This window comes from Vibrio echinoideorum, from assembly GCF_024347455.1.
In the GTDB taxonomy this organism is placed as follows: domain Bacteria; phylum Pseudomonadota; class Gammaproteobacteria; order Enterobacterales; family Vibrionaceae; genus Vibrio; species Vibrio echinoideorum.
The window spans coordinates 2,892,290-2,918,761 of sequence record NZ_AP025483.1; the positions used below are offsets into that span (position 1 = coordinate 2,892,290).

General features: G+C 44.2%; 21 protein-coding genes. 10 read left to right on the top strand and 11 right to left on the bottom strand.

Going from position 1 to position 26,472, the window contains the following annotated elements:
* Positions 1 to 22: 22 nt before the first annotated feature.
* Entirely contained in the window at positions 23 to 1,972 is a 1,950-nt protein-coding gene (sltY, locus tag OCV36_RS13095; protein ID WP_135458765.1) for a murein transglycosylase, read from the bottom strand.
* A 264-nt stretch (positions 1,973 to 2,236) separates the two neighbouring features.
* On the opposite strand from sltY, the gene ettA reads away from it, so the two are divergent.
* The 3 genes from ettA to OCV36_RS13110 all read left to right on the top strand — a co-directional run bounded on the left by ettA (position 2,237) and on the right by OCV36_RS13110 (position 5,423).
* A complete protein-coding gene (gene ettA / locus OCV36_RS13100; protein ID WP_017072895.1) occupies positions 2,237 to 3,904 on the top strand; it encodes an energy-dependent translational throttle protein EttA in 1,668 nt (555 codons plus the stop codon).
* 90 nt (positions 3,905 to 3,994) lie between these two features.
* Positions 3,995 to 4,363, top strand: coding sequence for a PilZ domain-containing protein (locus OCV36_RS13105; protein ID WP_102550905.1), 369 nt, complete (start codon positions 3,995 to 3,997; stop codon positions 4,361 to 4,363).
* 49 nt (positions 4,364 to 4,412) lie between these two features.
* A complete protein-coding gene (locus OCV36_RS13110; protein WP_135458762.1) occupies positions 4,413 to 5,423 on the top strand; it encodes a M23 family metallopeptidase in 1,011 nt (336 codons plus the stop codon).
* Positions 5,424 to 5,583: 160 nt separating this feature from the next.
* On the opposite strand, the gene tyrA is transcribed toward OCV36_RS13110, so the two are convergent.
* From tyrA to OCV36_RS13130, 4 genes are all read right to left on the bottom strand, one after another.
* The gene (tyrA, locus tag OCV36_RS13115) at positions 5,584 to 6,711 is read right to left on the bottom strand and encodes a bifunctional chorismate mutase/prephenate dehydrogenase (protein WP_017072892.1); all 1,128 of its coding nucleotides are present in this window, start codon (positions 6,709 to 6,711) and stop codon (positions 5,584 to 5,586) included.
* A gap of 117 nt (positions 6,712 to 6,828) precedes the next feature.
* A complete protein-coding gene (locus tag OCV36_RS13120; protein ID WP_135458760.1) occupies positions 6,829 to 7,902 on the bottom strand; it encodes a 3-deoxy-7-phosphoheptulonate synthase in 1,074 nt (357 codons plus the stop codon).
* A 246-nt stretch (positions 7,903 to 8,148) separates the two neighbouring features.
* Positions 8,149 to 9,138: a beta-N-acetylhexosaminidase gene (gene nagZ / locus OCV36_RS13125; protein WP_135458759.1), complete on the bottom strand. Its 990-nt coding sequence runs from the start codon at positions 9,136 to 9,138 to the stop codon at positions 8,149 to 8,151.
* A gap of 11 nt (positions 9,139 to 9,149) precedes the next feature.
* The gene (locus tag OCV36_RS13130; RefSeq protein WP_017072889.1) at positions 9,150 to 9,998 is read right to left on the bottom strand and encodes a MurR/RpiR family transcriptional regulator; all 849 of its coding nucleotides are present in this window, start codon (positions 9,996 to 9,998) and stop codon (positions 9,150 to 9,152) included.
* 241 nt (positions 9,999 to 10,239) lie between these two features.
* Between OCV36_RS13130 and OCV36_RS13135 the strand changes: the two genes are divergently transcribed.
* From OCV36_RS13135 to murQ, 4 genes are all read left to right on the top strand, one after another.
* The gene (locus OCV36_RS13135) at positions 10,240 to 11,832 is read left to right on the top strand and encodes a sodium:solute symporter (RefSeq protein ID WP_017072888.1); all 1,593 of its coding nucleotides are present in this window, start codon (positions 10,240 to 10,242) and stop codon (positions 11,830 to 11,832) included.
* 3 nt (positions 11,833 to 11,835) lie between these two features.
* On the top strand, positions 11,836 to 12,720 hold the full coding sequence (locus OCV36_RS13140) for a BadF/BadG/BcrA/BcrD ATPase family protein (protein ID WP_135458756.1): 885 nt from the start codon (positions 11,836 to 11,838) through the stop codon (positions 12,718 to 12,720).
* Positions 12,717 to 13,829, top strand: coding sequence for an anhydro-N-acetylmuramic acid kinase (locus OCV36_RS13145; RefSeq protein ID WP_135458754.1), 1,113 nt, complete (start codon positions 12,717 to 12,719; stop codon positions 13,827 to 13,829). Before OCV36_RS13140 ends, OCV36_RS13145 begins: the two co-directional genes overlap by 4 nt.
* 97 nt (positions 13,830 to 13,926) lie before the next feature.
* The gene (gene murQ, locus OCV36_RS13150; protein WP_135458752.1) at positions 13,927 to 14,847 is read left to right on the top strand and encodes an N-acetylmuramic acid 6-phosphate etherase; all 921 of its coding nucleotides are present in this window, start codon (positions 13,927 to 13,929) and stop codon (positions 14,845 to 14,847) included.
* A gap of 139 nt (positions 14,848 to 14,986) precedes the next feature.
* Here murQ and OCV36_RS13155 read toward each other — a convergent pair whose 3' ends face one another.
* Positions 14,987 to 15,337 carry a DUF2799 domain-containing protein gene (locus OCV36_RS13155; RefSeq protein WP_017072884.1) on the bottom strand — a complete coding sequence of 117 codons (351 nt, stop codon included), beginning with the start codon at positions 15,335 to 15,337 and terminating at the stop codon, positions 14,987 to 14,989.
* 376 nt (positions 15,338 to 15,713) lie between these two features.
* On the opposite strand from OCV36_RS13155, the gene OCV36_RS13160 reads away from it, so the two are divergent.
* The 3 genes from OCV36_RS13160 (at position 15,714) to btsR (ending at position 19,965) form a co-directional block, all read left to right on the top strand.
* Positions 15,714 to 17,207, top strand: a complete 1,494-nt coding sequence (locus tag OCV36_RS13160; protein ID WP_135458750.1) for a carbon starvation CstA family protein — start codon at positions 15,714 to 15,716, stop codon at positions 17,205 to 17,207.
* Between the two features lie 299 nt (positions 17,208 to 17,506).
* The gene (locus tag OCV36_RS13165) at positions 17,507 to 19,177 is read left to right on the top strand and encodes a sensor histidine kinase (protein WP_135458748.1); all 1,671 of its coding nucleotides are present in this window, start codon (positions 17,507 to 17,509) and stop codon (positions 19,175 to 19,177) included.
* 56 nt (positions 19,178 to 19,233) lie between these two features.
* Positions 19,234 to 19,965, top strand: a complete 732-nt coding sequence (btsR, locus tag OCV36_RS13170) for a two-component system response regulator BtsR (RefSeq protein ID WP_017072881.1) — start codon at positions 19,234 to 19,236, stop codon at positions 19,963 to 19,965.
* Positions 19,966 to 20,106: 141 nt separating this feature from the next.
* Here the strand turns inward: btsR and ispH are convergent, their stop codons facing one another.
* From ispH to ribF, 5 genes are all read right to left on the bottom strand, one after another.
* A complete protein-coding gene (gene ispH / locus OCV36_RS13175) occupies positions 20,107 to 21,063 on the bottom strand; it encodes a 4-hydroxy-3-methylbut-2-enyl diphosphate reductase (RefSeq protein ID WP_135458772.1) in 957 nt (318 codons plus the stop codon).
* 195 nt (positions 21,064 to 21,258) lie between these two features.
* A complete protein-coding gene (fkpB, locus tag OCV36_RS13180) occupies positions 21,259 to 21,690 on the bottom strand; it encodes an FKBP-type peptidyl-prolyl cis-trans isomerase (protein WP_135458746.1) in 432 nt (143 codons plus the stop codon).
* A gap of 224 nt (positions 21,691 to 21,914) precedes the next feature.
* A complete protein-coding gene (gene lspA / locus OCV36_RS13185) occupies positions 21,915 to 22,415 on the bottom strand; it encodes a signal peptidase II (RefSeq protein WP_010434837.1) in 501 nt (166 codons plus the stop codon).
* A gap of 160 nt (positions 22,416 to 22,575) precedes the next feature.
* On the bottom strand, positions 22,576 to 25,452 hold the full coding sequence (ileS, locus tag OCV36_RS13190; RefSeq protein WP_135458744.1) for an isoleucine--tRNA ligase: 2,877 nt from the start codon (positions 25,450 to 25,452) through the stop codon (positions 22,576 to 22,578).
* A gap of 63 nt (positions 25,453 to 25,515) precedes the next feature.
* Positions 25,516 to 26,451 carry a bifunctional riboflavin kinase/FAD synthetase gene (gene ribF, locus OCV36_RS13195; protein ID WP_017072877.1) on the bottom strand — a complete coding sequence of 312 codons (936 nt, stop codon included), beginning with the start codon at positions 26,449 to 26,451 and terminating at the stop codon, positions 25,516 to 25,518.
* Between the last annotated feature and the right edge of the window lie 21 nt (positions 26,452 to 26,472).

A 26,472-nucleotide genomic window follows, 5' to 3' on the forward strand; every position in this document is an offset into this window, starting at 1 on the left:
TCAAACAAAAAACATCGAACTGCTAGTATTTAGTTTTTAGTTCATGAGGGGCCAAAAATGCCCCTTTCTCACCTAAGATATCTCGATAATAAGTCTCAAACATCAAGATGTTCTGAACGTAACCTCGAGTCTCTTTGAATGGAATCATTTCAATAAAAGCATACGCATCTAACTTTTCATCACTTCGTGAACGCCATTGTTTTACACGGCTTGGCCCTGCGTTATATGCAGCAAAAGCAAAGATGCGGTTGTTGTCGTATTGAGCAAGCAAGCCATCGAGATAATGACTACCAATCTCAATATTCTTACTGACATCATAAAGATCATCGCTATCCTGATATTTGATTTGGTGCTTTTTGGCCGTATATTGAGCTGTTTTTGGCATGATTTGCATGATGCCGCGCGCGCCAACAGGAGAACGAGCTTCTGAGTCCATCGCACTCTCTTGTCTCGCCAGTGACATCAAGGTAATTGGATCAATATCGTGCTTTTCTGCGTAGAAGTTGAACCACCACTTGTGAGCTACTGGGAAGCGTAAAGCGATGTTGTCCCACATCTTCGCTGAAATACTGGCCGTTACCGTAAAGTGATTCCAACGCTGTGTCGCTGCGTGAGCGGCGAGCATTGATTTTTGATCTTTATCAGCATTGGTTAACAACCAACGCCACTCACTCTTAGCTGCCGCAATTTTGTCTCGGTCAATCAACTCGCCAATACGAACCAAAGAGGTGTCGAACGGCTTCACCATTTCTGCATTGTATTTAAGTGTCGACGTTGGATAGCTAACTGGCTTACCTAATTGCTTAGCCGCCGCGACACTGTAGAAATTACGCTGGCCCAAAATGTCAGACAGTCGCTTGTTACCCTTAGTGTTATCACCTAGCGCTATCTCAGCTCTACCTTGCCAATATTGCCAGCGAAGCGAGGCTTGATGTTTATCATCTAAGCGCGCAATCCACTCTTTCAGCCCTGTCCAATCTGCATGTTGAATCGCTAAGCGAGCACGTCTCTCAAGCAATACTTGTTTTGATGAGCTCGCGAGCATTTTGTCTCGCCATACCATCAACTCTTCAGAGTCGGTATTGATCAAACGGAACGTAAGGTAATCCGCTAACTCTTGAGATTTTTCTTTAGATAACTTTTGAGCTTTAACAACATCATTAAAAATCTCTTGAGCGCTGCTTGCTGATTTCCTTGCTAGCTTCTCGAAACCAAATTCGGTTTGAGCTTGGTAAAATTCATTCGCAGGATGCTTCTTGGCAAACGCGAGAACATCTTCAGGTTTGTTGAACAACGCCTTCATCTGCTTGGCTTGAGCAATTGCCTCATCATGATCTAATTGCTTGACCAGATAAGTCATTAATTTGCCGTTTCGTTTATCAAATGCCAGTAGCATTCGCTCTAGTATCAGCTCATCCGTTCTTAAGCCAGCTTCATCCCACCCTTCAAAAAGCGGGTCACAGGCGTCATCAACACCATTACCACTTAACCAAAGCTGTTTCGCACCTTTGAAGGCAAGCTCTTGATTGCCTTGCTCATAATGTGCTCGGTAATAGATACACTGGTATTTCTCACCAACAGGCTCTTGGGTTTGAAATTCAAGGATCGTCTGCCACTGCTTTTGAGAGGCCAATGAATCCAGATAAGGTGCGCGCATACGATTCGAAAATGGCAGAGCTTTATTCTCTTCAATAAAGGCATCCACTTCAGCAGGTGTGCGATCACCTAAGCCTAATAAGAAGGCGCGATAATCAGTGTAAGGCGTTAGAGGGTATGTTTGAATTTTGTTGCGCAGCGCTGAGTAAGCTTTTAGATCTCGATTGTCTAAAACCTCTTGCGCTCTGTCATAAACATCACGCTGCATTTCAAGCTCGGAAGCATTGTTAGCCATAGCCATCGGAGCCAGTGAAAATGAAGACAAAATTGCCGATGCAGCCACAGCAATTTTCGTATTACCAATGCGGAAAAACATTCGCTCTTTCCTTAGTGCGTGTATGAATACGTGAAGTCTATTTACGCCCGACATCACATCAAATGTAAAGAGTTTGAGTGTAAATATTATTAATATTTAACACTTCGCCTCAGAAGCTTATTAAATATAGTTTTAATGACCAATGTGACAATAATAGGTAAGGATTAGTTCAAGAATGGCTTTTCTGTCCTAGGAGTAACATCTTTGGGGATATTGGTATAAAATAGCCGACAATTTTGAACAATAAATTAGGATCGATCGGCAATGGCTGAATACGTATATACCATGTCTCGGGTGAGCAAAACTGTTCCACCTAAGCGTCAAATTCTTAAAGACATTTCTCTTAGCTTTTTTCCTGGCGCTAAAATCGGTGTTTTGGGTCTAAATGGTTCAGGTAAATCTACCCTACTACGTATCATGGCTGGTATTGATACTGATATTGATGGTGAAGCTCGTGCACAACAAGGTCTTAAAGTCGGTTACCTACCGCAAGAGCCTGTATTAGACGAATCAAAAACAGTGCGTGAAATCGTAGAAGAAGCGGTTTCTGATGTTGCAGACGCACTTAAGCGTATCGACGCAGTTTACGCAGCTTACGCAGAACCAGATGCAGATTTCGACGCTCTTGCTAAAGAACAAGGCGAGCTTGAAGCGCTGATCCAAGCAAAAGACGGCCACAACCTAGAGACCGCTCTAGAGCGTGCTGCTGATGCACTTCGTCTTCCTGAGTGGGATGCGAAAATCGAACTCCTATCCGGTGGTGAACGTCGTCGTGTTGCGATCTGTCGTCTACTTCTAGAGAAGCCTGACATGCTGCTTCTTGATGAACCAACCAACCACTTGGATGCAGAATCAGTTGCTTGGCTTGAGCACTTCCTTGTTGATTACAGCGGTACTGTTGTGGCAATTACCCACGACCGTTACTTCCTAGACAACGCTGCTGGTTGGATTCTTGAGCTTGACCGTGGTGAAGGTATTCCTTGGGAAGGTAACTACACATCTTGGCTAGAACAGAAAGATGAGCGTCTGAAGCAAGAGAAATCAGGCGAAAGCGCACGTCAAAAGACGATCGAGAAAGAACTTGAGTGGGTTCGTCAAAACCCTAAAGGCCGTCAGGCTAAGTCTAAAGCTCGTATGGCTCGTTTTGAAGAACTAACGACTGGCCAATACCAGAAGCGTAACGAAACCAACGAACTGTTCATCCCGCCGGGTGAGCGTTTAGGTGACAAGGTACTTGAAGTTAAGAACCTAACTAAGTCATTTGGTGACCGCGTTCTTATCGACGACCTATCGTTCAGCATGCCTAAAGGCGCTATTGTGGGTATCGTGGGTGCCAACGGTGCGGGTAAATCAACACTATTCAAGATGCTAAGCGGCGCAGAACAGCCAGATTCAGGTTCAGTTGAATTAGGCGAAACGGTTAAGCTTGCTTCTGTTGATCAGTTCCGTGACAGCATGGACGACACCAAAACAGTATTCCAAGAGATCTCTGAAGGCGCTGATATCATTAAGATCAACAACTTCGAAATCCCTGCACGTGCTTACTGTTCTCGTTTCAACTTCAAAGGCAACGACCAACAGAAAATCATCGGTCAGCTTTCTGGTGGTGAACGTAACCGTGTTCACCTAGCGAAACTGTTGAAAGCGGGCGGCAACGTACTGCTACTCGATGAACCAACCAATGACCTTGATGTCGAAACTCTACGTGCACTTGAAGAAGCGCTGCTTGAGTTCCCTGGCTGTGCAATGGTTATCTCGCATGACCGTTGGTTCCTTGACCGTATTGCGACCCATATCTTAGACTACCGTGATGAAGGTCAAGTTAACTTCTACGAAGGTAACTATACTGAGTACACAGAGTGGTTGAAAAAGACTCTGGGCGCACAAGCGGCAGAACCGCACCGTATCAAGTACAAGCGTATCACTAAGTAAATTCGCTTGCATTTTGAACAAAGGCCGCAATAATAGCGGCCTTTGATATATCTGGCTTACTCGTTTCGCATCGATATAGAGAGATTAATTATGATTGAAAGACGTCAATTTTCACGAGTTGTTTACCAAGTCCCGACTGAACTGTCACAAGGCCAAGTAAATGTATCCGGCTCGGTACAAGACTTATCTCTTCATGGTCTACTCATTCAGTGTGATAAATGGCAGCAACTCAGCCACGATGCTCCTGTTCAAGTCAGCTTTAAGCTCACCAACAGTGATATCAATATTCAGTTAGAAGCAACGATAGTCTCTACCATCAATACCTCAATGCGTTTACGCATAGAGCATTTAGATATTGATAGTATTAGCCACCTTAAGCGCCTTGTTGAGCTTAATGTTGGCGACGATGAACTGCTTTATAGAGAGATTGAACACCTTACCGATTTGGGTAAGGAATAATATCTCCATTACCCTTTTTCTATTAGAAGCATTTAGTTAATACAGAACCATGTCTAAAAAAATTTCCATTACTATTCCCTCTAACCAAGGGGAACAGACGTTTTACTTCGGCCGAAAAGCCGTGCTCTTGTGCACCACTGCGATTTTTTCAGTACCGCTGTTAATTGGCGGAGCTGCATACATGCACTTCGAAGGTAAACAAGAGCTCGCAATGCAAGCGGGCGATGCACAGCAGTTAATTGAAACACTGATTGTTGAAAAAGAACAAACCGAGTTTCTTTATGCTGAACAGGTTGAAACCAACCACTCTCTATCGCAAACATTAACTGAGAAAGAAGGCGCTATTCAATTACTTGGTAAGCGTGTATTTGATGTGGAATCCGTGCTTGGTCTTGCTGATGAAGAACTGCTTACCGATGATATTTCTTTGGAAGATCGCATTGATGCGGCTGCAGTCGATTCAGCAGTAAGAGCGACAATGTTTCGTTTGATTCCAAACGACAGTCCGATGGCTTATCAACGTATCTCTTCTTCTTATGGTAGCCGCACTAACCCTATTTCAGGTAAACGCCATGTACATACTGGCATCGATCTAACGTGTAAGCGTGGTGAAGATATTGTAGCACCCGCAGATGGAGTCATTGAAACGGTACGCCCAAGTAAAAAAGGCTTCGGTAACTTTATTACTATGCGTCACTCGTTCGGTTTCATGAGTTCTTACGCGCACCTACAAAAATTCAAAGTTCGCAGCGGTCAGTTTGTGAGTAAAGGGGATGTGATTGCAAGCTGTGGTAACTCAGGCAACTCTACCGGCCCACACCTGCACTATGAAGTACGCTTCCTTGGTCGCTCACTGAACCCTCAATACTTAATGGACTGGACACCGGAAAACTTCAACTACGTGTTCGAGAAAGAGAAAAAGGTTAAGTGGGGTCCACTGGTTCAACTGATTGATAATGTGGTTCGCTTGCAGATCAACCTGACTAACGTGCCTTACATTAGCTCGACCATCGACACGGTATCGAGTGAAGAGAGCAAAAAACCTATCACGACTAACTAGTTGTCAATGGCTAACTATTTGTTAATGGTTAAGATCTGTTGGTTTGGCCTATTATGATCTAATCGCTTTTAGCCTACAGTAGGCCAATTACTTTTAGTCTGAATTAGATAAAAAAAGAGCGACCATCAGGTCGCTCTTTTTTTATGATTTCAAATAGTGATTAGCCTCGATGAATCGAGTCATGTGCTTGCTTTAAAAGATTTTGGCTCTCTTGCAAGAACTGCTGCGAGTAGTCGCCAAACCAATCACTGACTTGATTAAAGCTATCAACGAACTTGGCTTTATCTTTCCCATCCAAGATTTCTAATGCTTCACCGAAACGACTATGGAAACGTCGAATCATCTCAATATTCTCATCTGAAGAAAGAATGATATCACCGTACAAGTTCGGGTCTTGAGCAAACAGACGACCAACCATTGCAATCTCTAATCGGTAGATTGGCGAGCTTAGCTTCAGAAGCTGATCAATGTTTGGGTTCTCTTTACTCAGGTGCAATCCGTAAGCAAAAGAGGTGAAGTGGCGTAGTGCTTGAATCAGAGTCATGCCGTGATCGTGTTCAGCAGCATCCATCTGGCAAAGGCTCGCGCCCCAAATACCAAATTGATTCAGTAACCATTGGTAGCTTTCAGAGCCACGCCCATCACTGTAAACAATCACCTGCTTCGCAAGGCTTGGAACGTCAGGACCAAACATTGGGTGTAATCCAACCACCGGGCCTTGGTGCATGTTCATCATGGCTTGTAGAGGCTTTGATTTAATCGACGTTAAATCACAAAGAATACAATCGCTTGGTAGGTTACCTAGTTTTGCAATCACACCTTCCGTCAGGTGAATTGGAACCGTAACGACCACAAGGCCAGCATTATCTAAGATCTCATCGGCTTTATCCCAATCTTGGCTGCCGAGAATTTTCACTTCGTAGCCAGAAAGCTTGAACATACGTCCAAACAAACCACCAAGCTGACCATTACCACCAACGATAACCACTGAACGCAACTCTGGGTTAAGGCACTTAAAGCCAGAGTCTTTCTCACTGGCATAAGACTCACGCATAGTACGACGCAAAATATCTTCGATTAACTGCGGTGGAACCCCTATTTTCTCGGCTTCTTGACGACGAGATGCCAGCATCGCAGCTTCGCGCTCTGGTACATAAATAGGTAAACCATGTTCGCTTTTCACTTCGCCTACTTTCTCTACTAGAGCAAGACGTTGAGCCAGTAAATCCAACATTTGTTTATCGACAGCATCGATTTGGTCGCGTAATTCGTTCAGTTCAACGGCCATTTTATTCCTTACTCATCTATAAGCCCGTGCTAATTTTTAAGCCCACCTGGCGCAGGTTCGTTAGCAACAGATCTTAAAATGCCCCATTAGATGAGGCACTTAAATTTTAAACCCTGACTAACCTTTCAAGCGGTTCTCTAAGAACGGGACTAATTCCGTATGTGCATGCTTCAATAGTGCCTCAGTTGACTCCCAATTGATACACGCGTCCGTGATAGAAACACCGTATTTCATCTCATTCAGAGGTATATCTGAAGATTGATTGCCTTCGTTAATATGGCTTTCAATCATTAGGCCAATAATCGAATTATTGCCTTCACGAATCTGGTGAATCACATCTTCAGCAACTAACGTCTGACGTCGGAAATCTTTGCGAGAGTTTGCGTGGCTACAGTCGACCATTAACGCAGCCTCTAAGCTAGATTTACCCAGCTCTTGCTCACATTCGTGTACTGATACTGAATCGTAGTTAGTCTGCTTACCGCCACGTAAAATAACGTGACCATTTGGGTTACCCTGAGTCGTTAGCAGTGCAACTTGGCCTTCACGGCTAATCCCCATGAAACGGTGGCTAGAAGAAGCCGCTTGCATCGCATTAATTGCTGTACCCAAATTGCCATCTGTACCGTTTTTAAAGCCGATTGGCATTGAAAGGCCACTTGCCATTTCACGGTGAGTTTGAGATTCAGTAGTACGTGCGCCAATCGCAGCCCAACTGAATGTATCGGCTAAGTATTGTGGGCTGATTGGGTCTAGTGCTTCTGTCGCTAATGGGATTTCCATCTCAGCGAGCTCAACTAAAAGCTCACGACCAACATGCAGACCATGCTCAATATCGAAAGTACCGTCTAGCTGAGGATCATTGATCAAACCTTTCCAACCGACAGTAGTACGAGGCTTTTCAAAGTAAACACGCATAACAATATACAGTTGATCGCTAAGTTGCTCAGATAAAGCTTTTAGACGTTTCGCGTACTCTTTCGCAGCTTCAATATCGTGAATAGAACATGGACCACACACGATTAGCATACGGTGATCTTTCTTATGAATGATATTTGCTATCGTTTCACGAGACTCTTGAATAAAACGACGAGCATTATCGCTCAAAGGTAATTTCGCTTTTAACTCCTCTGGAGTAATCAGTACCTGTTCGTCGATGATATTGACATTGCTTAATTCACTTTTCCGCATAACTCAACCTGTATATTTATTTTTACACCCAAGGCATCTGCATGGGCTAACAATCTTTAAAAACACAATAACAGCTACAAAAACGATTGCAAGTGTAAACAATAAAAAACATTTAGTGTAAATATAAATTTACAGCAATACTTTAACTCGTTATGAGATACAAATAGGTCAAAACCACAACTTACACATACAAAAAAGGCGATATTTCTCATATCGCCCTCTTGAAACTTATAGAGTGTTTATTTATCACCCAGCGTTTAACATTCGCTTAATTTGTTCTGAAGCCTCTTTCCATCGGCTATCCGAGTGAAGAGTCGGTAAATCAAAGCTGTGTTTTTTAAGCAGTGAGTTGGCTAAAGGCACCTCTTGAATCGTTAAGTGATCAAGAGCTTCAATTTGTGCATCTCGTTTATTACACATCAACACCATGTCACAACCCGCATTCAAAGCCGCCTTCGCTCTATCAGCAGGACCACCCATAATGGCAGCACCTTCCATCGTCAAATCATCAGAGAACACCAAGCCTTTAAAACCAAGCTGTTGCTTCAACACTTTCTGCAACCAATACTCAGAGCCACTTGCAGGTTGATCATCATAATGAGAAAAAACCACGTGTGCCGGCATCATCGCATCCAATATTCCTGCTTCAATTTGCGCCTTGAAGATGGCCATATCGGTTTCAAATATGTCGTCTCTTTGATCGTAAGGCGTTTCAAGGTGTGAATCTGCAATCACGCCGCCATGTCCTGGGAAGTGCTTTCCTGTAGTCGCCATTCCAACCGATTTCATGCCCTTAATAAAAGCACTACTGTGGCGAACGATGGTATCAATATCTTCACCGAACGCTCGGCTACCAATCGCTTTACAGTCGTGCCCTTTGTCTAATACTGGCGCAAAACTCAGGTCGATATCATGGGCAATCAGCTCCGCCGCCATCAACCAGCCTGCTTGTTCTGCTAATTGTTCACCATTATTCTTTGTCGCAAATTCCTGAGCGGCTGGGATAATTGAAAAACCGTCACGAAAGCGCTGCACTCGACCACCCTCTTGGTCAACACCGATGAGAATTGGGCGTTTTGCAACTTTACGGATCTCTTTGTTTAACGCAGATAATTGTTTGCTATCGTGGTAATTTCTAGCAAATAAGATGAGGCCACCAACAGTTGGATGCTCTAAAATTTCTCTGTCTTCAGCTGTCAGTTCATAGCCTGCAACATCAACCCACAACGGTCCCATACGATTTCCTTTTATTGCTTAAATTCCGCTACTGCAGATTTGCTTTGTTCGATTAATTGGTCGGCTTGCTCTTCTTGCTGAGTTAAAGCAATGAACAACAAGTCAGTAATAAAAAGCTGACTATCTCGAGCAGTAATAGATGAACTACGAATATGATCTTCGTCAGCCGAAGAGATCAGTTTAATGTCAGCGTATTTGTCCAAAACCGAAGGTAATAGCTGACTAATAACTATCACCTTTGCCTTTTTCGATCTCGCCAACTGAGCAACTTTCACCACTTCTCTGGTTTTTCCTGAATAAGAAATCGCAACCAACACATCATTTTCAGAAAGAGAAGCCGCGTTGGCGATTTGAATATGTGCATCTTGCTCTGCGCTAACTGCATGGCCGATCTTCATCAGTTTATAGGCTAGATCTTTTGCAACTAAAGACGATGCACCCACCCCAAAAATCTGTACTTTATTCGCCAAGTGCAGTAAATCAGCGGCATTACTTAAATGTTCGCCCTCATTTAATAACACGGTACGTTCAAGCGATTGTGTTTTACTTGCAAGAAGTTTATCCATCACCATTTCAGGCGGATCTTTTCTGGTGATAGTGCCATGTATTCCTCGCTGGGATACTGGCTGATAAGTCATATCACTCTGGTAGAGTTTCATTTTCATTTCAGAAAACCCTTTATAACCGAGCTTCTGACTAAACTTTACGATCGTAGACTGGCTTACTCCCACCGCTTTGGCCAACTCAGGAGAAGACAGTTGCTTAACCTGTTGCGGATGATCCAATACGTAACGAGCCACCAGCGTGTCAGATGGGGAGAGCTTTGGTAATAACGCTTTTACTTTCGCTATGCCTTTCACTAAATATTCTTCCCTCTGCGAGCTCCTCGCTATCATAACGAGTTTTGTATTTTCATTGGAATAATTATTCCTTTGTATTCTGTTGTATGGAATAGCTAACACCCCCTTCTGGGAGCACTGTCAAAGAAAATCATTGTTCACTATTCCACCAAGGAATAGATTTTGAAACTCATTATTCAAACTGACATTCTGGAAAAATAATAATAAACACCCTCAACTCTATTCATGCTACGGAGCTGCTATGAATTCACTATTTACTTCGCTGGACTGGGCGGTATTCGCGATATATTTCGCTATCATCGTGTATACAGGCTGGCACTTCAGCCGAACAAAAATCACAAGTACCAAAGACTATTTCTTAGGCGGTAATTCGATGCCAATGTGGGTCGTTGCTATCTCGGTACTGGCGACTTCACAATCAGCAGCGACGTTTTTAGGTGGACCAGAATCTAGTTACCGTGGCGATCTCACTTATCTAGCGACCAACATTGGCGGCATCATTGGTGCCATTTTTGTGGCATTGGTGTTGATACCTCGCTTCTACAAAAACAAAGTCTCTACCGTTTATGAACTACTAAAAGTACGTTTTGGTGAAAAGACCAAACAGCGTGCAGGTGTCATGTATTTAGTCGGCAGAGTGTTTGCATCAGGCGCTCGCCTATACATGGCTGCCATTGCGGTATCTATGATTCTATTTACCAACATCGATCCTAGCAGCGTTGTAACTTCTGTTGTGATCCTCGTTGCTGTTGGCCTTGCTTACACTTACATGGGCGGTATTCGTTCGGTTATCTGGAGCGACCTTATTCAACTTGTAGTTTATGTTGGTGCAGCCATTGCCGTTATCATCTATTTGTTAGGCCAAATCCCAGCAGACTTTAACCAAATAGCCCAAGTGTTAATGAACCCTGGTGAAGGGCTACCTTCTAAGCTTACATTGTTAGACTTTACTCTAGACTTTAGCCCTGCCGGCACATTTAGTTTCTGGGCATGTATTACTGGCTTTGTATTATTAAACATTGGTGCCTTTGGTCTTGATCAAGACATGACGCAACGTGTCCTGACCTGTAAAGATGCGAAGCAAGGTTCCAAGGCGATGATTAACTCGATCATATTCTCGATTCCAGTTGTTCTCGTATTTATGTCAATCGGCTTATTGCTGTATGTCTTCTATCAAAGACCTGAACTGATGGGCTTTGAAAGCAAAGAAGTAGTACAAAACTTTAATGGCGAAAACGTCACTATTTTCATGTATTACGTACTTAATGAAATGCCAGCAGGTCTTCGTGGCTTAGTCACCGTTGGCGTGGTTGCAGCTGCCCTTTCGACACTAAACTCTGGCTTGAACTCAATGTCTTCGGTTGCTATTCAAGATATATACAAGCCTTGGTTAGAAGCTCGTAAAGGAGTACAAGATGACTTCCATTACGTAAAAGCAGGACGCGTTGGTATGGCTGTAGCAGCAGTCGCTCTGGGTAGCATGGGCATCCTGTGTTACTACTGGCAGCAGTACACTGACATGCCATTGTTGTCGTTTGCTTTGAGTGTGATGGTATTTGCCTACACAGGATTATTAGGTGTCTACTTCACCGCTATATTCACAGACCGCGGTAACGAAACCTCAGTAGCTCTGGCTCTAATGGCTGGTTTCTTAACCACACTGCTGATGCAAGCTTATGTTTGGGATAGTGTGATGGGGGTAATTAATACTGATTGGGTTGGTATTCGATTGGCTTTCCCTTATCAACTTTGTATTGGCACCTTGGTATCCTTAATAGTGTGCCTATCAGGCAACAAGCAAACTCAAGAAGTTAATAAACTACAAACGGTTTAACCCATGATTACCCATACTTTAGCAGTCGATGGCGGAGGTACAAAAACCGCCATTAGACTGAAGCAAATAACGCCAACATTAGGTGTCATTGAAGAGCGAACTCTAGCTGCGACTTCATTGACCTTATATGGGGAAGCTGCGATAACTCAACTTACTCATTATATTGATGAAATGTTGAGTGTTAACCAGATAAAATCACAGCAGTGCTATATTGTGATTGGCGTTGCTGGTGCGGGAAATATGGATTTAAAAGCTAAACTACAATCCGCGTTAGCCCACTGCCCGCACCTATATGTGACGACCGATGCAGAAGTATCTGTATTTGGTGCCAATGTAGGGCAAGGTGTTAACTGCATAGCAATTGGTACTGGTTCAGTTGCCATTCAATTAGACAATCAACAAAAAACTCATCAATTTGGTGGCTGGGGCTTTCCGGTCGGCGATCAAGGTGGTGGCGCTTGGCTTGGGTTTCGAGCGGTTCAACAAACTCTCGCTGAGTTTGACCAAAAACAATCGTCTCAAACGAGCCAGCTTGTAACGAGAACAACGGGTAACGAACGTAGCCAAATTCTAAAGTGGATCGGCGAAGCTAACGCAACCGATTATGCTCTATTTGCACGAAAGCTCGTCGACATAGAACATAGCTGCCCAACAGCCAACAATATTTTTAAACAAGGGGCTGCTCACATAGAATCACTTACACGAGCATGCTCAGAAAGTAACAGCTTACCTATTATGTTTTTAGGGAGTTTAGGACAGAACTACCGCACTAAACTTTCCCAACCGATCCAAGATCGCAGCTTAAATATACAAGGTAATGCTTTGGATGGCGCAGAAGTTATCGCTCGCCAAAAAATCCACCCGCTTAATTTAGGAACTGAACAATGAAGTCAGAGTTATATATAGGTGTGATGTCGGGGACGAGTATGGATGGCGTTGATACAGCATTGGTCTCGATTGAAGACGAGAGCATTACATTACTGGCTCATGATGAGTTCCCGATGCCTAACGAGATCAAAACTCGCCTACTTGAGGTTTGTATTGGTCAGAAAACCGATTTGATTGCCATTGGCGAACTCGACCACCAGCTTGGCCACCTGTTTGCTGATGCGGTTCTACAACTTATCCAAAAGTCAGGTACTCCGGCATCTTCTGTAACTGCAATTGGTAATCATGGCCAAACGGTGTTCCACCAGCCAACGGGTGATTCGCCATTTACCATGCAGTTGGGTGATGCCAATATCATTGCCGCTAAAACACAGATTCAAACAGTCGCTGATTTTCGACGTAAAGACATGGCACTAGGCGGACAAGGGGCTCCTCTAGTACCCGCCTTCCACCATACTATTTTTCACCCGCAAGACAGCTCTGTCGTGGTCTTGAATATTGGTGGTATCTCTAACATTTCAGTGCTGAGACCGAATCAACCAACACTTGGCTACGATACAGGCCCGGGCAATATGTTGATGGATGCTTGGGTTGATAAACACACTGGCGAGCAGTTTGACCGCGATGCGCAATTCGCACTTAAAGGCCAACTAAACCATGGCTTGCTCAAACAACTGTTAGATGAATCTTATCTATCTCAAATGCCACCGAAAAGTACTGGTAGAGAACTGTTCAACCTACCTTGGCTAGAGCAACAGTTAACAGAATTTAAAGATCTTGCGGCAGAAGATGTTCAGCGCACGCTTTGTGAATACACCGCATTAACGATAGCCAATGAAGTAGAAACTTATCGCTTAGGTAATCAGCCAGCGCTGTACGTGTGCGGGGGTGGAACGAGAAACCCACTATTGATGAAGAGACTATCTGAGCTTCTTCCTAGCTGGGAGGTTGAATCAACCACCAGCAAAGGCGTTGATGCCGACTATATGGAAGCCATGGCCTTTGCGTGGCTTGCTCAACGGCACATACATCAACTGCCAAGCAATTTACCAGAAGTAACTGGCGCAAGTAGAGCAGCCTCTCTAGGCGTTCTTTATCGTGCGGACTAACTTAGTAGCCCTGTGATCTTAGTAACAATACTGACTTTGCAGTGCTGTCTAAACAATTTTAGAACCATCATTTTAGAATCACCATTTAAGGATCATTATGAGTAACGATGCTCTCATATCAGCCCTCTCGCACCTCGTTTCGGAGGGGAGAAACCCTGACACTATGGATATTGATCTACTCACCTCTCTCGAAGTGGTCGAAAAGATTAATCAACAAGACAAGCAAGTTCCATTGGCGATCGAAGTGGAGCTGCCACAAATCGCTCAAGCCGTTGATAAGATCGCTCACGCCTTTCAAAACGGTGGCCGACTGATTTACATAGGCGCAGGCACCAGTGGTCGACTGGGCGTGTTAGATGCCTCAGAATGTCCTCCAACTTTTGGTGTTTCAGACAAAATGGTTATCGGCCTAATTGCAGGCGGACCAGAAGCAATTTTGAAAGCCAAAGAGGGAGCAGAAGACTCACTGACTCTCGGTATTGAAGATCTGAAAGCGATTCAATTTTCAGAGAATGATGTTGTGGTTGGCATCGCAGCCAGTGGTCGCACACCTTACGTAATAGGTGCACTCAACTATGCTAATCAGATTGGTGCGGTGACGGTTGCGCTGTCTTGTAATCCAGGCTCTCCGATCGCAGAGATCGCTCAGATTGCGATAAGTCCAGTGGTTGGCCCAGAAGCATTGACCGGCTCAACACGATTAAAATCAGGTACCGCGCAAAAATTAGTACTCAACATGCTAACGACTGCGAGCATGATTCGCATTGGTAAAAGTTATCAGAACTTAATGGTCGATGTGAAAGCGACCAATGAAAAGCTGGTTGCTCGTGCTGCTCGTATCGTTATCCAAGCAACTGAATGCGACAAAGCCCTTGCTGTTTCGACACTTAAAACCACCAATTATGATGTGAAGCTGTCTATTTTGATGATTCTGACAGGGCTGGATTTAGAACTAGCGAAAGCTCAACTTGATCAACAAAATGGTTTCTTGAGAAAAGCGGTCGAGAATAACCAGTAATCTAGATTCACTTTTTTAGCTTCTAATTTAGAATTTAGAATTTAGAATTTAGGCCATCACTTTCACTTCATACAAAAAGACCAGTACACATTCGGTACTGGTCTTTTTATGTTTTAGTTTTTAAATCGCTAGCGTGAGCTTAATAGTCGTTTGAGAACTCATCCCAACCGCGTTGCCATTCCATACGGAAACGTTGAGCGTCTTCCGTACCAGAACATACGCCTTCATACACCTGTCCAGATAAGCCGATCTGATAAGCATGGTTAGGATTACAATATTCAGTCACACCTAGGTGGTAGCCTTCTGTGTAACTGGCTTGATCAACAGCACCAAGCTCGGTCATATCTGAATACGAACGCTGAGTGTTACCTTTAATACCATCACGATAACCGATCTCTTGCCAGTTACCTTCTGCTGCTAAATCTTGAACATTAGCGCTGCATCCTGCAAGGCTAAATGCTACGGCGAATAGTGTTATTATTTTTTTCATTTCAATCCTTTATATTGTTACTTCACCACTTCCTGACGAAGCGCTGCCTTTGTGGTGATTCTCCGCTGAACGCTTGTCGATGTCCACTCATTGTCTCATGTTCTCCGCTTGAGACTGATACAGACCACTCAAGAGCAGCAACCTACTGCTCACAGCTTCTATCCACCTCTCTGCTAGGTCAATCAACCTGTCTACTCGGTAAATAAGCCGTTCGATACAAAGAATCAACCACTCCGTAAAGATGACAAACCACTCAATCAGTTATAACACCACTTAATTGACTATTCGACCACTCACTCTGATAGCGGAAGTTTCTTCTCATCGACTCCTTTAATATACACCCTGACTTAATTAATACATTCAGGGATAACAAATTATGATGTGGTTTCTTACCTGTGTTGCAGCACTCATTGGTGGCTACTTTATTTACGGTGCCTTTATCGAAAAGATTTTCGGTATCAATGAAAAGCGTCAAACACCAGCCCATACCAAGCAAGATGGCGTGGACTTTGTTCCAATGTCGACGCCAAAGGTTTACCTAGTTCAACTGCTTAACATTGCAGGTGTAGGTCCAATCTTCGGCCCAATCATGGGTGCGCTTTACGGCCCAGCAGCAATGCTTTGGATCGTGCTAGGTTGTATCTTCGCAGGTGCAGTACACGACTACTTCTCAGGTATGTTATCTATCCGTAATGGTGGCGCTTCAGTTCCTACCATCACTGGACGTTACCTAGGCAATGGCGCAAAACACTTTATGAACATCTTTGCCATTGTTCTATTGCTTCTGGTTGGTGTGGTATTCGTTTCTGCTCCAGCAGGCATGATCACTACCCTAGTGAACGACCAAACTGATTTCGTAATGTCTACAACGACCATGGTTGTTATCATTTTTGCCTACTACATCGTCGCAACGATTGTCCCTGTCGATAAAATTATTGGTCGTTTCTACCCACTGTTCGGTGCTCTGCTTATCTTTATGTCTGTTGGCCTAATCACTGCGATTGGTCTATCTGACGAGCACCAAATCATGGGTGGCTTCGAGATGAAAGACATGTTCACTAACATGAACCCTAACGACTTACCGCTTTGGCCTGCTCTATTTATCACTATCGCTTGTGGTGCTATCTCTGGCTTCCATGCAACTCAGTCACCACTGATGGCTCGTTGTATGGAAAACGAAAAGAACGGTCGCTTCGTATTCTACGGTGCAATGATTGGTGAAGGCATCATCGCCCTAATTTGGTGTGCACTTGCTCTGTCATTCTTCGGTTCAGTTGAGTCTCTATCTGACGCGATTGCAAACGGTGGCCCTGGTAACGTAGTTTACAGCGCTTCATTTGGCCTACTGGGTGTATTTGGCGGTATCCTTGCTTTCCTTGGCGTGGTTATCTTACCTATCACTTCTGGCGACACTGCATTCCGTTCAAGCCGTCTTATCCTTGCTGAATACTTCAACATGGAACAGAAAACACTGCGTAACCGCCTACTGATGGCTCTCCCATTGTTCGTTCTTGGTGGCATTCTGACTCAAGTCGATTTCGGTATCATCTGGCGTTACTTCGGTTTTGCTAACCAATCAACAGCAGTAATGATGCTATGGACAGCTTCGGCTTACCTACTTCGTCACAATAAATTGCACTGGGTAACCACGGTTCCAGCTATCTTCATGACGTCTGTGTGTATCACATTCATCCTGAACAATAGCCAACTGGGCTTCGGTCTGCCAATGCAACTTTCAACCATCATCGGTGTGGTGAGTGCATTCGGTGTTGCGGCTTACGTTATCAAAATTTCAAAAGGCAAAGGCGATATCGACCTTGCTGATGAAGAAGAAAAAAAAGAAGCAAAAGGTGTAACCAAAACCGCCTAGTTCTTTCAGACTCTTGATAGCAAGAGACACGTCTTCATAGAAAGACAAAAGAACAAGCCAAACACACTTCGCTTGCTCCGGTAATCACTCAGTGATTCCTGGAAAATAAGACTAAAGCCCATCCACTGTGATGGGCTTTACTGTATCTCAACATGGGTACATCAACATTAGTACATCAATATTGATACCTCAGCCTTGAGAAGCAATAACCACTCGATATACCCAATGAAAACACAAGCAAAGCTACCGTTACCACGCAATGAGCTTTACACTTAACCAGCGTCTCAATAGGTGAAAATATGGAACTCATTCTCTCTCTGCTGCAACAAACCTGTGTCTACTTAGTGATTGCTTACATGCTAAGTAAAACCCCGCTAATTCTCCCTTTGTTGAACATCTCTTCGCGCTTAAGTCATAAAGTCAGCTGTTACGTTCTATTTTCCCTGTTCTGTATTATGGGCACCTATTTTGGATTGCAGATTAACGACGCAATAGCTAACACTCGAGCAATGGGTGCCGTGATGGGCGGCCTGTTTGGCGGTCCTGTTGTCGGCTTTGCCGTCGGCTTTACTGGCGGTATCCATCGTTACTCTTTGGGTGGCTTCACTGACTTAGCTTGTGCAATATCAACCACGGCCGAAGGCTTGATTGGTGGTCTATTGCACGTTTACCTCGTCAGAAAGAACAAAGCCAGCCAGTTATTTAATCCATTGGTTGTGTTCTCGGTGACCCTTTTTGCAGAAATCATTCAAATGCTGATTCTGCTAGCGGTCGCAAAACCATTTGAGCAGTCCTATGCGCTAGTCTCCGATATAGCCGCGCCAATGATCATCGCGAACTCAGTGGGTGCAGCGCTGTTCATGAGCATCATCCAAGACCGAAAAACCATCTTCGAGAAGTATTCAGCGACTTTCTCACGTCGCGCATTGACCATCGCCGAGCGTTCGGTGGGTATTTTGCATGGCGGATTCAATTCGGATAACGCGCAAAAAATAGTGCGGATAATTTACGAAGAAACCAACGTTGGCGCAGTGGCGATAACCGACCGAGAAAAAATTCTCGCTTTCGTCGGCATCGGCGATGAACACCATATTCCTAATACGCCTATTTCATCACAGAGCACGCTTACCTCGATGGAACAGAACGACATCATCTACCTCGATGGCAAAGAGAATCCATACCAATGCTCCCTATCACAAGATTGTAAATTGGGTTCTGCGCTGATTATTCCATTGCGCGCGGGTAATGAAGTAGTAGGAACCATCAAGCTGTATGAGCCTAAAATGAAGCTATTCTCGACCATCAATATGTCGATGGGTGAAGGTATCGCTCAACTGCTGTCGAGCCAGATCCTGTTCAGCAACTATCAGCTGCAGCAAACACTACTCACCCAAGCTGAAATAAAGCTGCTGCACGCACAGGTGAACCCACACTTTTTGTTCAATGCACTTAACACCATCAGTGCGGTAACACGTCGCGATCCAGATAAAGCACGAGAGTTGATTCAGCATCTATCTCACTTCTTCAGAAGTAACCTAAAGCAGAACATCAACACCGTGAAACTTAAAGATGAGTTGGCACATGTGAATGCTTACTTAACCATAGAGAAAGCGCGCTTTACTGACCGATTAGAAATCGAATGGGACATCGACCCGCAACTGTATGAGGCTCAACTGCCAAGCTTTACCCTGCAACCATTGGTTGAGAACGCCATCAAGCATGGTATTTCAAATATGCTCGAAGCCGGCCAAGTGAAGATCTATAGCGAAGCTTTCGAGGGTGGATTCAAGTTAGTTGTAGAAGATAACGCAGGGACTTACCAGAAACCGTCTCAAGACCATGCAGGTTTGGGAATGGAGATTGTTGATAAACGACTCACTAATTTCTTTGGACAAGATTCCGCACTAAAAATAGAATCTCAACCACAGCAATTTACTCGAATGAGCTTTATCATTCCTATTACAAGATAATTTTAAGAAGCTAACTAAGAATCCAGCAAGGATAGAATCAACATGAAGATTGTAGGATGTTAAAAGCATTAGTTGTCGACGATGAGCTTTTTGCTCGCGAAGAGTTGATTGAACTACTCACTGAAACTGGAGAAGTGGAAGTGATTGGCCAAGCAAGCAACGCGATTGAAGGACTTAAACAGATCAATCTACTCAAACCTGATGTGGTGTACTTGGATATTCAAATGCCTCAGGTGACCGGGATTGAACTGCTAAGCATGCTTGACCCAGACACGATGCCTTACGTGGTATTCGTGACCGCCTACGACCAATATGCGATCCAAGCGTTTGAGGATAATGCTTTTGACTACCTACTTAAGCCAGTTGAACCCTGTCGATTAAATAAGAGTGTTTGTCGTCTTAACAAGGTCATAAAACAAAACCAGAAAACACCGGAACAAGATATCTCTGCGATTGCTCCCTGTCACTTGGAGCAAATCCCGTGCATCGGCCATAACCGTATTGTGATCATGGCAAGCCAAACGGTCGAGTGTGCTTATTCCGATATCAGTGGTGTTCATGTTCGTAGCTCATCACAAACAGCAACATCGCAGTTAACCCTAAAGATCTTGGAAGAAAAAACCGACTTAATCCGCTGTCATCGACAATACTTGATCAACATAAAATCGATCCAAGAGATCAAACTGTTAGAGAATGGGTTAGCGGAGATCATCACGCTGACCGGTTTTGAAGTGCCTGTCAGTCGTCGCTATCTAAAAGCCTTAAAAGAGCAGCTCGGTCTCCAGTAACCTGTTAGAAATTCGACGCCTTGTTCTAAAGCGCGATCAAAAAAGCCAACGCATCAACGTTGGCTTTTTACTTTTTGCAAATCGATAGTGTTTACGAATCGATAGTGTTTACGAATCGATCTTGTCACAAATCAATAGTGATTAGTCGACTTGCTTAATCTGTAGCTCTTTCGGTACTTCGAAGAACATGTTCTCTTCACGACCTTGAATTTCTTCAACCTCAGTTGCGCCTAACTCACGAATACGATCTAAGATTTGATTTACTAGCTCTTCAGGAGCAGAAGCACCCGCAGTCACACCAATTTTCTGTTTACCTTCAACCCATTCAGTCTTAATGTCTTCTGGGCAATCCGTTAGATAACCTGGTGTGCCTAGCTTTTCAGCCAACTCTTTTAAGCGTGTTGAATTAGATGAGTTCTTAGAACCTACAACAATCACAACATCAACCTCACTTGCCATTTCGCGAATTGCGTCCTGACGGTTTTGAGTCGCGTAGCAAATATCGTCTTTACGTGGACCTTGAATATCAGGGAACACTCGACGTAATTCTTCAATTACATCCGCCGTCTCATCAACGGATAGTGTTGTTTGGCTAACATAGTGCAAATTACTTGGATCGTTCACCACTAGACTCTGTACGTCTTCAGGCCTTTCAACCAAGTACATACCACCTGTTTGGCTAGCGTACTGACCCATAGTGCCTTCAACCTCAGGGTGACCAGCGTGACCAATCAGTACCACTTCCATATGTTTGCGGCTCGCACGAGCTACCTCCATATGAACTTTAGTCACCAAAGGACACGTCGCATCAAATACCGTTAACTCGCGCTCTTTCGCTTCTTTACGAACCGCTTGAGAAACACCGTGAGCCGAGAAAATCACGATGTTATCGTCTGGTACTTCACTTAACTCTTCGACAAAAATAGCACCACGTTGCTTTAGCCCTTCAACAACAAAGCGGTTATGCACCACTTCATGGCGAACATAAATCGGTGGCTGATACAGTTCAAGAGCGCGCTCTACGATGCTGATCGCACGATCGACACCTGCACAAAAGCCACGAGGGTTAGCTAACATTATTTTCATTTCATTGCTCATCATTTACCGCGGTACTAAGGTTGTTTCTATAGAGTTCGCTGTCAGCGAGGTTCGCATTCTACAGTGAAGCGTCTAGACAGTGAAGCTCTGGGTTACATCACAGCTGTAAGGCGATGTTATTCTACCGTCAGATAGCTATTCTGACGTCAAGATAGCTATTCTAACGCTAAGATAGTTAATCCACCGCTAAAATAGTTAGTCCACAGCTAAGATGTTGACGTCAAACGTAACGTCTTGGCCGGCTAGTGGGTGGTTAAAATCAACGGTCACTGAATCACCAGCAATCTCAGTGATAATACCAGGAATCTCCATACCATCAGGGCTTGAGAATGCCATGATAGTGCCAACTTCCACTTCAGAATCACCAACAAATTTTGCACGATCCATATGATGGATGTGATCAGGGTTTGGCATACCAAAGGCATCTTGTGCTTTCAATTCAATCGATTTTTCAGTGCCTGCCTCAAGCCCTATTAAGCATTGCTCAAAGTTCTCACTTAGGCTGCCATCACCCATGACGAACTTTGCAGGTTTGCCCATATTTTCCGTGCTATCGGCAACTGAACCATCCTGCATTTTAATCGTAAAATGTAGAGTTACTGCTGAATCATTTTTAATTGCTGCCACGTTACTTTCCTTAGATTTCTTTATTATTTGAGGGGGCATTCTGTTTTGCTCCCTTATTAAGAGCAGCATAAAAAAAAGCGCCGTCGGAATCAACCGACAGCGCTTAGGGCTATTCTAATCTGTGAGTCATAGACTGACTTTAAGGCCATCTATTTCAAAGTAGTTCACTTCAGAACTACTGACTTCAGGTCGACTAACTTCAGACCTCGTCACTTCAGAGTAAGCTATTTGCTTTCGTCTTTCTTACGAAAACCATCTAGGATGATCATCGCTGCACCAATACAGATTCCCATATCGGCTAAGTTAAACGCAGGCCAATGGTAAGTACCCCAGTAGAAATCTAAGTAATCGACAACAAAGCCGTGTACTACTCGGTCAAATACGTTACCGACAGCGCCACCAATAATGATCGCGTAAGCAATGTTATTCCACTTCTCAGCTGCAGGTAACTTACTCATCCAGTAAGTCAGCATCCCCGTTACCGCAAAGGCGATACCAGTAAACAACCAACGCTGCCAACCACTTTGGTCACTCAAGAAGCTAAATGCTGCGCCGTAGTTATGAACATACAAAAAGTTAAAGAATGGCAGCACCTCAATGCGATTTGCCCAGCCATAACCCATGTTGTCCATGACGAAAAGTTTGATGCCGATATCTGCAACGAAAACCAGCAGAGCCAACCATAACCAACGCACGCCAGATTGTTTTAACGAAACTTCACTCATTTCTATTCCTAGTATTTACGAAGCCGGTACCCATTTAATCATCCTTGTTAAGGGAGGATGAGCACTCAACTCGATTAAACACATTTCCTATAATTAAAAATAACCCCAGTTGATACTGGGGCTATGATTTTTACAAAAAGTTCAGTCTTTCTCTGAGTCGTTATGCGAACTTACGCACTTCGCCTTCACCGTCGATGTTCGACACACAACGACCACAAATTTTCTCGTGACCTTCAATTGTGCCTACATCTGGAGTGTGGTGCCAGCAACGGTCACACTTCTCAGCTTCAGTTGCTGCAACTTCAACGAATAGACCTGCAACGTCTGTCGCTTGAGCAACGTCAGATTTCTCGCTTAGTGGCTTAACAACAGCAGTTGATGTGATAAGTACGAAACGTAGCTCATCTTCTAGCTTGTTGATTTTAGCCGCTAACGCGTCGTCAGCGTATAGAGTCACTTCAGCTTGCAGTCCGCCACCGATCGTTTTCTCTTTACGAGCATCTTCAAGAAGCTTGTTCACTGCGCCACGAACTGACTGGATTTCAGTCCAGAATTCGTTGCTTAGCTCTTCGTCATCAGCAAGACCAAATAGGCCTTCGAACCACTCGCCTGTGAATACAAACGTGTCGCGCTGCTCTCCAGTTGGTAAAGAGCTTGGCATCTCGTTCCAGATTTCATCTGCAGTGAACGACATGATAGGCGCCATCCAACGAACGAGAGCTTCAACAATGTAGTAAAGCGCCGTTTGACAGCTACGTTGAGCATGGCTGCCCTGCTTCGCTGTGTACTGACGGTCTTTAATGACATCTAGGTAGAAAGAACCCATTTCGATAGAACAGAACTGCATTAGACGTTGAGTCACACCGTGAGTGTTGTACTCACCGTATGCTTTAACAATCTCTTCTTGTGCAGCTTGAGCACGGCCAACAGCCCAGCGATCAAGTGCTACCATTTCTTCAGCAGGCACTAGGTCAGTTTCAGGATTGAAACCGTTCAAGTTCGCTAGGAAGAAACGAGCCGTGTTACGAATACGACGGTATGCATCAGCAGAACGCTTAAGGATCTCGTCAGAAACCGCAACTTCGTTAGTGTAATCCGTAGAAGCAACCCATAGACGTAGAATATCTGCGCCTAGCTTATTGGTTACATCTTTAGGAGCAACAACGTTACCGATAGATTTAGACATCTTACGGCCGTTACCGTCAACCACGAAACCGTGCGTTAGCACTTGCTTGTATGGTGCTTCGTCTTTCATCGCGATAGATGAAATCAAAGAAGACTGGAACCAGCCACGGTGTTGGTCAGAACCTTCAAGGTACAGATCAGCACTGTGCGTTCTTTCTTCATTCGGGAAGTTGTACTCTTCACGAGAATCCACAACAGAGAAGTGCGTTACACCTGAGTCGAACCATACGTCTAGCGTATCCATAACTTTTTCGTACTTATCAGCGTCTTCTGCACCCATAAGTTCAGCAGCGTCAAGATCCCACCAAGCTTGAATGCCTTTCTCTTCAACAAGCTTCGCTACTTTTTCAATAAGAGCTGGGCTTTCTGGATGAAGTTCTGACGTTTCTTTGTGAACGAATAAGGCAATAGGTACACCCCAAGTACGTTGACGAGAGATACACCACTCAGGACGACCTTCAACCATACCTTCGATACGGCTTTGACCCCATTCAGGCAACCACTCAACACTCTTGATTGACTCTAGTGCTTTCGCACGTAAGCCAGCTTGATCCATAGAGATGAACCATTGTGGTGTTGCACGGAAGATGATTGGAGTTTTGTGTCTCCAACAGTGTGGGTAGCTGTGCTCGTAAGCATGGTGATGCAATAGTGCACCTTTCTCTTTTAGAACTTCTAAAACAGAATCGTTCGCTTTGAATACATGCTGACCAGCGAATAGCTCAGTATCTGGCAGGTAAACGCCATTTGAACCTACTGGGTTAGCGATTTCTAGGTTGTATTTCTTACCAACCACGAAATCCTCTTGACCGTGACCAGGCGCAGTGTGAACCACACCTGTACCAGAATCAGTTGTTACGTGATCGCCAAGAACGGCAGGAACAGTAAAGTCGTAGAACGGGTGGTTGAACTGAGAAAGCTCAAGATCAGCACCGGTAGCAAAACCAAGGTTATGGAAGTGCTCGATACCTGCACGATCCATAACGTCTTTTGCTAGTTCAGAAGCAACAACGATACGTTGAGCTGGCTGTTCGCCATTCGCTTCAACTTGGATAAGTACGTATTCAAGGTCATCACGTAGACATACTGCGCGGTTCGCCGGCAGAGTCCATGGTGTTGTTGTCCAGATAACGATAGAGATTTCGCCTTGACCAGCGTGGCCTTCAGCTAGAGTAAATTTCTCTAGAAGAGCCGCTTCGTCAGCTGCAGAAAATTTCACATCGATAGATGGAGAAACTTTATCTTTATATTCAACTTCAGCTTCAGCCAGAGCAGAACCACAGTCAGTACACCAGTGAACAGGTTTGAAACCTTTAAGAAGGTGGCCTTTGTCTGCGATTTTACCTAGAGAGCGAATGATGTTCGCTTCCGTGCCAAAATCCATAGTGCGGTAAGGTTTATCCCACTCGCCCATGATACCAAGACGTTTGAAGCTCTCTTTTTGACCTTCAACTTGGCCCGCAGCGTACTTACGACACTCTTCGCGGAATTCAGCTGCTGAAATCTTCTGACCAGGCTTACCTTTCTTCTTCTCAACCATTAGCTCGATTGGAAGGCCGTGACAGTCCCAACCAGGGATGTACGGCGCATCAAAGCCAGAAAGGGTCTTTGATTTGATAATAATGTCTTTAAGAATCTTATTCAGTGCGTGACCAATGTGAATATCGCCATTCGCGTATGGAGGGCCATCATGCAGTACGAAAGATTTTTTGCCTTTCTTTGCTTTACGGATCTCGCCGTAAAGATCTTCTTTGTACCAACGCTTCAGCATTTCTGGTTCACGATTTGCCAGATTGCCGCGCATTGGGAACCCTGTTTCTGGTAAGTTCAGGGTATCTTTATAATCACTCATCGATTCTTAATTCCGTTATATTGGGCGAAGTTAGACATTATGTTAATCGGTGGAATCATCCGACTAATTCTTTAGCTGAAGCAGCCACACCCTTGCGGCTTCAGCATCCAATTCTATTTGATTCTTTAATGCGTCGAACGATTCAAATTTTATCTCGTCGCGCAGTTTGTGTAAAAGTCGTACTTCTAACTGTTTACCATATAAATTGGCTTTAAAGTCAAAAAAGTGCACTTCTAATTGCTGCCTTACGCCATTAACCGTTGGTCGTTGTCCAATATTAGCAACGCCACCGACAGGAACACCGTCGATATCCAATGCTTCAACAACATACACTCCCGACACAGGAGAAACACAACGCTTTAATGGAATGTTAGCGGTAGGGAAACCGATAGTTCTCCCTAGTTTTCGACCATGGGACACTCGACCACTAATACTGTAGTCACGCCCTAACATGGTAGCACTGGCAGCCAAATCATCGACCGCTAATGCATTTCGTATCTCAGTACTGCTTACTCGTAATTGGTTTAAGCAATAGCTTTGGGTGCTGACCACCTCAAAACCATATTTTTCACCCGCTTGTTTGAGCATGGTAAAATTGCCGGTACGACCTTTGCCAAAACAAAAATCGTCACCAACCACTAAGAACTTCACACCAAGCTTATCAACCAGAAGATCCTTAATGAATGCTTCTGCGGATAAACTGGCAAAATACTGATTAAAATTAACACACAACAAGCGACTGATATCTAGCTTGCTCAGTTGCACGTACTTATCTCGTAAGCGAGTTAAACGTGCCGGAGCTCTACCTCGGGCAAACAACTCCATAGGCTGCGGCTCAAACGTCATGACAACAGAAGGGAGCCCTAGTGCTGCAGCTTGTTTAGAAACCTGACTCAGAACCTCTTGATGTCCTAAATGAACACCATCAAAGTTACCTATGGTTAATACACAGCCATGATGCTGCGCTTTAATATTGTGTATACCTCGGATCAGTTCCATTATGATCAGCTAAAACCTGTT